Genomic DNA, 8,751 nt, shown 5'->3' with positions numbered 1-8,751 from the left:
GGAATTTCACCCTACCCCGAAGGATTTTTATTTAGCTTATTCTTTACGATAACACTATTTTATAATATTATCCACAAAATTGTTTACTAAAAATTTCTGATAAACTTCATCCACATACACTCTTATATTCTTTTCATATACTGGATATTCTACTTCGAGCCTTGCAGCCACTTGCTGTGATGCCTTTGCGAATAAATCAAAGGCCTGAAATAATGCTTGCCATATAGCTTTTTTAGAGGATAACTCAAAGGTCCTCATCAATTGTGAGACTTCCTCTGCATGCAAATACTGAGATATATACTTATAACGTTTGCCAACACTTAAGCTAAATTCTGTTTCAAAGCCAACTCGCCAAGATAGCATTCGAAGTAATTCTTCCCGTAAAATATGTTCAAAATGATAATTGGCAAAAAGAAGCTCATTGCGACAAATGCCTTTTACTACATAAGTAGAAACCATCCAAAATTCATTGCAACAATCGTCAAATGAACGTGCACTTGGCTTTTGTATATGATACGTAACATCTGTTGCCTCAGGAACATTTAAAAAGCGCTGGTCTTTATCCAGAATGATTTCTAAAAGTCCATCACCTTCAAGATAAAGCTCCAATTCTTCAATAGGAACTAGCGTCAAATCAATTTTTGAATGATCGGTAAATAACATTAAATAGGAAAACCGATTGCCTAGTTCTGGTGGAAATAATTCCATATCCTCTGGGGTTTGCGTTATGATTCGCTCGCCTAAGAAATCAATCCATTTATTATTTTCAAGAAAAGCTGCCATATCAGTTACAACAAAGGAAATATCATAATCCTGAAAATCATCCCTCGGCACATTGGGATTTGTTCTTGAGCCCTCCATACCTACTACTCGAATGCGTTCATCCTTTTTAGCAAAATCTAATAGTTTATCAATAGGTCGAGTATTTTCCATATCATTTCTCCCTTAGCAATATATCTACTATTTATAATAGCAAATAGATACTTATGTTTCCGTCATAATGCCACCATTGACGTGCAAAACCTGGCCAGTAACAAAAGAAGAATCATCAGAAGCTAAATAAATATAAGTAGGTGCAAGCTCAAATGGCTGACCTGCTCGCTTCATCGGAGTTTCTAAGCCAAATGTTTTGACATATTCTGCTGAATAGCTTGAGACAATTAGTGGTGTCCAAATTGGGCCAGGGGCAACTGCATTCACTCGTATTCCCTTTCTCGCTAATTGTAAGGATAAAGATCTAGTGAAAGAGACAATTGCTCCTTTCGTGGAGGAATAATCGACAAGTAATGGAGCCCCAGCGTAAGCTGTCACGGAAGCAGTGGAAATAATTGCCCCACCCTTCTTCATATAAGGTAATCCTGCCTTTGTCATATGAAAATGTGGAAAAATATTGGTTTCAAACGTATCATACAATTGTTCATTTGAGATATCCAAAATGCTTTGCTGCGGAAATTGGACACCTTGATTTAAAATCAGTATATCTAGCTTACCAAAACAGTCCATCGTTTTTCTTACTACTTCCATAGAAAACTCAGGATGACGTAAGTCCCCTTCAATCAATAGAATGGACTGCCCATATGCCTCCACCATTTGCTTCGTTGCTTCTGCATCAGGTCGTTCATGAGGCATATAGGTAATAGCCATATGGGCACCTTCCTTTGCAAACCCAATAGCAACAGCACGACCAATTCCACTATCTCCCCCAGTAATTATGGCGATTTTCCCCTGTAATTTTCCACTTCCTTTGTATGCTGGATTGTCGGAAATAGGAATTGGTTGCATAACATATTCTAGCCCTGGCTGTATATCTTGATGCTGCGGTGGGAATGTGATGGGAACTTGCTTACACTTCGTTTCATATCCAATATAAGGATATTTTGGAATCATATTGTGACCACCTTCCAATATTACATACAAACTACATAATTCGACATGATTAGATATATGTTGCAAACGCTAGAAAAAGACCTATAAACTGTACTATCTTGCATTGCTATTTGTAATTCATCAAAGCTTTTCATATTCAATGGCATCATTTTTCGATACAATATTTACCATGGTGATATCCATTTTGTTTTTAACATATTGAAAAAAATACTTTCTCAGAGTCATTTACCACCACCTGCTTCATATGCTATAGAATCATGTCATAATACTTTAAATCGGATTTCTTTGATACGTAACATTTTCAAGGACGAAGCGTCTATAAAAGTAGAACATAAAGGAGAACATTTTCAATGAAATATATCATCTTTGATTTTGATGGCACACTGGCTGATTCAACGGCTGTATTTGCGTCAGCTTGGAATACACTTGCACAAAAATATAAATTTAAAGGAATAGAGTTTAAGGAAATCGAATCCTTAAAAAAATTATCCATGGCGGAGCGTAGTAAATTATTTGATTTTCCAATGTATAAATTACCCATGATTTTACCTCAATTTTATCGTTTATATCGTCAGTCCTTAAACGAGGTTCATCTTTATGAAGGAATCAAAGATGTACTAATGGAAATTGATAAAAGAGGCTATAAAATCCTTATCATATCGTCCAATTCCCAGGAAAATATTTTAGAATTTCTAAAAATGAATGGTATTCAATGTGTTTCAAATGTACTTTGCTCAAATCGTATTTTTGGGAAGGATAAAGTGTTGAAGAAATTTTTAAAGGACTCCAGCAGCTCGGCATCAGACGTTTTATATATAGGGGATGAACAAAGAGATATTGTAGCATGTAAAAAAGTCGGGGTACCCATTATTTGGGTTTCTTGGGGATATGATTCTATTGAGGTGATTCTACAGGAAGAGCCTGAATATAAAGTAAATGCTCCAAAGGAAATTTTAGATATTATTTAATCTAAGAGGGGTATGGCCATAAAATGGATTGGCTATACCCTTCTTTTTAATTTTTCACTTCACTAATATGCATTAATTTTTCTGCTGTGCTATTAACACCTTTATAGGCATCTGTTAATTCATACATGCTAGCCGAAAACTGTTGAGTAAATGCGGCAATTTGGTTTGCTGATTCATTTACTTGGTCGATGGCTTGTTTTATACTCTCTAATTGGTTTGTAATGCTATTCGCACTTTCGGTACTGCTTTGAGACATTTTTTGAATTTCAGTGGCAACTACTGCAAAGCCACGTCCATGCTCACCAGAACGAGCTGCTTCAATGGATGCATTTAGTCCAAGAATTTTCGATTTCATCGCTAAATCTTTGACTAAATCTACAATAGTATTAATTTGTTGAATATCACCAATCATAGACTCTGAGAATCTAGATAGTTCCTCTAATCGATCGGAAACATCTACACTTGCCTTTGCTAATTCTTCATTCGTCGCAGTCATTTCCTCCACTGAGCTCGACAGTTCTGTTGCTAGTAATCGCATATGATCCATTTTTTCATTTGAAAGAATTGCACTAATAACACCGATTATCTGTCCACCTTCAAAAATAGGCTGTGCAGATGCAATATAGGCCATGCCAAAATCCTCAGCACTTCGCTCTTCTCGGATAAATCTCCCTGAGCTAAGTGCCTTTTCAGTTGTTGTTCCACGATATTTATCTACAGAATCACCAACACAAACCTTTAAATCCACTTGTTTTCCTGGCTTATAAGCAATGACTTTCTCTGTATCTGCTACAATTATACAAGCATCTTCTGGATAGGTTACCTGGTAAAAATCGATTGAGTCTATGATTGCCTGCAGCTTTGCATGCATTGTCTTTTCCCCTTCCTCATTCACACGATTAAGGTACATCCATCATATAAGGTAATTGAAAGAGTCATATCAATAAAATTTTCTACCCCTTTATTGTGCTGGCTGAACCATTATTATACTGAAATACCTCAGTTTAACTATAGCATGACACCTTAAAAAAGACACCATTGAGCAGAGGTGTCTTTAGCATTAATTATTTTTTTTCAATAATTCTACATATTTTTCTGCTGTCCTTATCTCAACAGTTAAAAAATTTTTTCCATAAATAGATTGGATTAAAAATGGTACATCACTAGTATTATGAAACCTAAAATCTAAGCCTCCATAGGATACCGTAGCATCCCTTCCCTTTGGAACATAGCCAACGTCTAATGAATGGTGATGACGTTCCACAAATTTTATTTGTAACTGATCTACTGCATTAAATAAAGTTGATGAGGTTTGGCAAACACCACCACCAATGCCCATCACCAGCTTCTTATTTATAATTTCTGGTGCAGGCTGATAACCATTCTCCTCATCCCTTGGTCCAACAACGGTGTTAAATGAAAAATAATCCCCGCTTCCAACAATAACATTGTGAATCGCTTTTGCAGATAATTCGATGTTTTTATTTCTTCCTCCATCAGCATTATTAAAATAAGTGGTATAGGATGCAACAACGGTTTCCGACAAATAAGGAATATCTTCCAGATAATAACCGCTTTCTGTTATATAAAGTGGCATCATGACTTTACCACCAGATGTTGAAGCCTCTAATATTCTATCTACCAATTCTTTTTCTTTTAAAACTATTAAAGGACTACCCTTTACTATTTTTCCGTTATCATCCATCCTATCAAGTATCATCCGCTGATCATAACCAACCGTATCTCCATTTCCTCTTGCCAGCACTTTTGCCAATTGTTCAATTTCCTTTGTATAAGATGATACATCGCTTTCATAGCCCATTTCATGTGGAGAAATTGTTTTTATAACTGCATTTGTGGAGGGATCAACAATTTTCACAACAGTCTCCAATTGTTGCTTTTGCTCATAAGTAACAGCCTGTTTGTTTTCCTTGTGTTCCTGCTCTAAATCTTGCTCTTGTTGTTTCTCATTCTCCGATTTTCCTTGACAGCCGAATAGTCCAATTGTGCATAACATAAACAGTGCGACCACCCACTGTTTTTTCAATAGCAAGCACCTACCTCTAACGTTATAGTACAGAAACATCTTATTCGTTTGACAGTGATAGTGTGTTGCTTTTTGTACATTTTTATTTATTTTCATATTTATGTGTACCTTTTATTGAGAATTTAGCTCTGTGACAAGCACTATTCATCCATGTTTTTCACAACATTCTTACTATTTTGCTTGAAACATCGTTACTATATGATTGTAATTAGCAAAATGACTAATATTTATTTAAATAAAATGATAATTCGTATTTTACATAACTCTTTTTTGATAGAGCCGATAAATTAACACAATATAGAGCCAATCATAAACAAGAGTCGCAAGTGAGATAATGGTAATCAAGGGAGTTCGAAAGTACATATAAAAGCCAACTGCTGCAAATATAGTACCAATCATTTTACAAACTGCTATGCCCATCGATTGGCCACTGAGATTTCCTCGTTGTAGTAATAAGGCAATAAACAGCCCTGACATCATCAGATTTTGTGAAAATGCAGCATATTTTCCGACTATATCCTTGAATTCATGCATCATTGCTAAAATAATGAAAAAACATGCACCAAGCGTTATAAAAAATGATGCATAGAATATTTTACTAGGAATTAATTTTTGATATTCTTTATGACCATATTTTAAATATTGCATCATTATCATGATGTCTAATAAAAACCAAAGGAAGGTAATTATTCTTTGAAGATCATTTTGTGGGTACATAAAGGCAAAGATAAATTCCCATGAAATATTGGCACAAATGGCGGCCATTGGCATACCATACTTCTTATCCTGGAATCCCTGTTTGATAATGAGTATATATGTAATAATCCAAAATAGCCCCATGCCTAATTGACAAATTAATAAAAACTTTTCTTGAGCCATTAATTCAACACTCCTTCTATATTTGATTCTTCGATACTATATGTGAAGAAATCTATTTTTTATGTCTAAAAATACAATAGAAGGGTATGAGTATTAAGTGCCTATACATTCACAACTCAATCCTATATAGTAAGACGAGGTGATGATATGAAAACAAAAATTTATGTAGATAATGCCCCTTTTATTGCTGGCATTACCTTAAAAGATTGGCACGAGCTAGAACAAAATAATATGGCATTGCATACTTGTGTGAATATAGCGGACGTGCTTGAAAATCGCAAAAATTTAGCAGCATCGTTGCAATGTGACCTCAATCATTTTGTCTGCATGCAGCAAACGCATAGTGCTAATTTTTATTGTGTTACAGCCTCCGATAAAGGACGAGGAGCTGAACAATTGGATACCGCCATTGCGAATACTGATGCACTTTACACACGCGAGCCAAATTTACTTTTATGCAGCTTTACTGCCGATTGTGTACCAGTTATTTTTTATAATGAAGTCAATGGGCTGATTGGCGTCGTGCATTCAGGGTGGCAAGGGACCGTTAAGGAAGTAACATTGAAGCTTTTCCAGCATTTAATCAAGCAGGAGCATTGTCAGCCACAAGATTTTCATGTACAAATCGGTATGGCGCTGAGTCAACAAAAATTTGAAGTTGATACAGATGTCTATGAGAAATTCCACAATTTAGGATACGCTGAAGATTTTATGTATTTTAATGCTCAAACCAATAAATATCATATTGATAATCAACAAACCGTCAAAAAACAATGTGAGCTTGCGGGTATTCCTTCTAAGCAGATTGACATTGATGCAACTTGCACATATCTTAACCCAAATGGTTTTTCCTATCGCGAAGACAAACAAGCCGGTAGACATTTGAGCTTTATTATGCGAAAAGAACACTAATTAAAAGGGACAATCCACAATTGATTGTCCCTACTCTATTTATAATAAGATCATTTTTCAAATATTATCTAGGGGAGCTCCTATAAGACACCCTCTACTCACTGCTCATGACGGTTTTTGCCAATGCCAAATACATAATAGCTTATCGTCACTAAAGTTAAGAAAATAATTCCTACGATTAATGAAACACGTGTATCATCATTAAACCACATTCCGATTAGTACCATTACTAAAAAAGCAATTGTTAAATAGTTTGTAATCGGAGCAAATGGCATTTTGAACGGGTGCTTAGATAGCTTTGTACCATGTGTTTTTCTGAATCCTATTTGACTGATTAAAATAATAAACCAAGGGACCATTCCTGGTAAAACGCTTGCGCTATAAACATAGACAAATAAATTTTCTGGCGCCAAATAGCTTAAGATTACACCAATCACTAGACCTACTAAAACACCTGCCGTCCCGAATAATGGTACCCCATTATGAGAAAGCTTGGCAAAAAACTTCGGCGCTTGTCCATTGATAGCCAATGTATACAACATTCGACCTGCGCTGTATATCCCACTATTACAGCCCGACATTGCCGCTGTAATGACGACAAAATTAATAATTCCAGCCGCTGCTGTGATACCTACCTTAGCAAACGTAGCGACAAAGGGGCTGCCAATTGTCCCCAACTCATTCCATGGATAAACCGTCACAATAACAAAAATGGCACCAATATAGAAGATTAAAATACGCCAAATAATACTTTGAATCGCATTTGTAATTGTTTTTTGAGGATTTTTCGCCTCTCCAGCTGTTATACCAATTAACTCGACTCCTTGATANNTAACGATAAGGCGAAGAAAAAGCCTGTCCAGCCGCCTGTAAAGAAACCTCCATGATCCCATAGATTAGATAGCCCAATAGCAATGCCATCATTACCTAGACCAAAGAAAATGAGCCCGATTCCAGCGATAATCATTAAAATAATTGTAACTATTTTTATCATCGCAAACCAAAATTCAAACTCACCAAACGATTTTACTGAAATAAAGTTAGCGACACCTAAAATGACCATTGCAATAAATCCTGGAATCCATGCTGGTAAACTTGGATACCAGTATTGCATATAAGTACCTACTGCAATGATTTCTGACATACCAACAATAATCCACTGAAACCAGTTACTCCATGCTGTTAAATAACCTGCTAACGGATGAATATATTTATAGCCAAATGTTGCAAAAGAGCCAGTGCTTGGCTCCTTATAAAGCATCTCTCCCATAGCCCGCATAATAAAAAAGATAAAGATACCTGCTATCGCATAGGCAAGAAGCACAGAGGGACCTGTCCACTGAATAGCACTAGCTGAACCCATAAATAGACCAACGCCAATTGTACCGCCTAACGCAATCATTTGGATATGACGTGCCTCTAACCCTCTCTTTAATTCTTTGTTTACCACTCGAATAACGCCTCTTTCTTTGATGTTTTTCTAAGTTGAATACTTTTTCTATAATAATAAATACATCCTAAAAATACAATTGTATTTTTAGGAAAAACATATATTAAGTTTAAAATCAAAAAAGCATGAATCCGGTTCAATACCGAAATCATGCTTAACTAGTAAGGGGAATCTTTACAAAGATTTTCTATCTAGGTCAAGAAATAACTAATCCACTAATTTTATTTATTGTAACAACGTTTGCTCTTGAAGTTTGGCTGAAAAGTATTTACGGGCATCCGCTGTTAGAATTTGTAGCAACACAACTTCCTTCTGACGTGCAAACTCTACAAACATTCCACTTAAATTTTCATACACATATTTAATTTTGTAGCCGCTATCTAAAAAATCATCTATTTTTTCAATCTCCTCAGTGCTTTGTAAATGTTCTGACATGCCATCACCTCGTCCTCTCTGTTGTCTTATTTATTCAGCACTTTCTATTTCTAATAGTGGATCAGTTGTTTCAACAATATCGTCCTCACTTGGTTCAACTGTTGGCGTAGGCATTTGAGGCTGGGTGAAAAGCTCATCCAAATTACGCCCAACTGTTATCCCTAAATATTTTT

Annotated in this window: 8 protein-coding genes and 1 pseudogene; 2 read left to right on the top strand and 7 right to left on the bottom strand. The window is 35.7% G+C overall.

Translation table 11 applies throughout. From position 1 onward, the window contains the following. Positions 1-54: 54 nt before the first annotated feature. On the bottom strand, positions 55-933 hold the full coding sequence (locus tag B2R82_RS00045; RefSeq protein ID WP_286922924.1) for an aminoglycoside 6-adenylyltransferase: 879 nt from the start codon (positions 931-933) through the stop codon (positions 55-57). 51 nt (positions 934-984) lie between these two features. After that, positions 985-1,887, bottom strand: a complete 903-nt coding sequence (locus B2R82_RS00040) for an SDR family oxidoreductase (RefSeq protein WP_286922923.1) — start codon at positions 1,885-1,887, stop codon at positions 985-987. A gap of 350 nt (positions 1,888-2,237) precedes the next feature. On the opposite strand from B2R82_RS00040, the gene B2R82_RS00035 reads away from it, so the two are divergent. Then, positions 2,238-2,855 (top strand): HAD hydrolase-like protein, encoded by a 618-nt coding sequence (locus B2R82_RS00035; RefSeq protein ID WP_286922922.1) that lies wholly within the window; start codon positions 2,238-2,240, stop codon positions 2,853-2,855. A gap of 46 nt (positions 2,856-2,901) precedes the next feature. Here the strand turns inward: B2R82_RS00035 and B2R82_RS00030 are convergent, their stop codons facing one another. From B2R82_RS00030 to B2R82_RS00020, 3 genes are all read right to left on the bottom strand, one after another. After that, positions 2,902-3,726 (bottom strand): methyl-accepting chemotaxis protein, encoded by an 825-nt coding sequence (locus tag B2R82_RS00030; RefSeq protein ID WP_286922921.1) that lies wholly within the window; start codon positions 3,724-3,726, stop codon positions 2,902-2,904. Between the two features lie 189 nt (positions 3,727-3,915). Continuing rightward, positions 3,916-4,902, bottom strand: coding sequence for a VanW family protein (locus B2R82_RS00025; protein WP_286922920.1), 987 nt, complete (start codon positions 4,900-4,902; stop codon positions 3,916-3,918). Between the two features lie 255 nt (positions 4,903-5,157). Further along, entirely contained in the window at positions 5,158-5,781 is a 624-nt protein-coding gene (locus B2R82_RS00020) for a hypothetical protein (RefSeq protein WP_286922919.1), read from the bottom strand. Positions 5,782-5,928: 147 nt separating this feature from the next. On the opposite strand from B2R82_RS00020, the gene pgeF reads away from it, so the two are divergent. Next, entirely contained in the window at positions 5,929-6,693 is a 765-nt protein-coding gene (gene pgeF, locus B2R82_RS00015; RefSeq protein WP_286922918.1) for a peptidoglycan editing factor PgeF, read from the top strand. A gap of 98 nt (positions 6,694-6,791) precedes the next feature. Here the strand turns inward: pgeF and B2R82_RS00010 are convergent. Together B2R82_RS00010 and B2R82_RS00005 are read right to left on the bottom strand one after the other, a co-directional pair. Next, positions 6,792-8,056 (bottom strand): annotated as a pseudogene (locus tag B2R82_RS00010) (amino acid permease). A gap of 312 nt (positions 8,057-8,368) precedes the next feature. Continuing rightward, the gene (locus B2R82_RS00005; protein WP_286922917.1) at positions 8,369-8,578 is read right to left on the bottom strand and encodes a hypothetical protein; all 210 of its coding nucleotides are present in this window, start codon (positions 8,576-8,578) and stop codon (positions 8,369-8,371) included. Positions 8,579-8,751 lie beyond the last annotated feature (173 nt).

The sequence above is a fragment of the Lysinibacillus sp. UBA6686 genome, from assembly GCF_002455205.1.
Taxonomy (GTDB): Bacteria; Bacillota; Bacilli; order Bacillales_A; family Planococcaceae; genus Lysinibacillus; species Lysinibacillus pakistanensis.
The sequence above is the reverse complement of the archived record's forward strand: the minus strand, read 5'-3'. Positions and strand labels throughout refer to the sequence as shown.

What these genes read in the sequence shown, in the direction of transcription:
- B2R82_RS00045 (WP_286922924.1), bottom strand. Translation starts at nt 933, where the DNA reads ATGGAAAATACTCGACCTATTGATAAACTATTAGATTTTGCTAAAAAG.
- B2R82_RS00040 (WP_286922923.1), bottom strand. Translation starts at nt 1,887, where the DNA reads ATGATTCCAAAATATCCTTATATTGGATATGAAACGAAGTGTAAGCAA.
- B2R82_RS00035 (WP_286922922.1), top strand. Translation starts at nt 2,238, where the DNA reads ATGAAATATATCATCTTTGATTTTGATGGCACACTGGCTGATTCAACG.
- B2R82_RS00030 (WP_286922921.1), bottom strand. Translation starts at nt 3,726, where the DNA reads ATGCATGCAAAGCTGCAGGCAATCATAGACTCAATCGATTTTTACCAG.
- B2R82_RS00020 (WP_286922919.1), bottom strand. Translation starts at nt 5,781, where the DNA reads ATGGCTCAAGAAAAGTTTTTATTAATTTGTCAATTAGGCATGGGGCTA.
- pgeF (WP_286922918.1), top strand. Translation starts at nt 5,929, where the DNA reads ATGAAAACAAAAATTTATGTAGATAATGCCCCTTTTATTGCTGGCATT.
- B2R82_RS00005 (WP_286922917.1), bottom strand. Translation starts at nt 8,578, where the DNA reads ATGTCAGAACATTTACAAAGCACTGAGGAGATTGAAAAAATAGATGAT.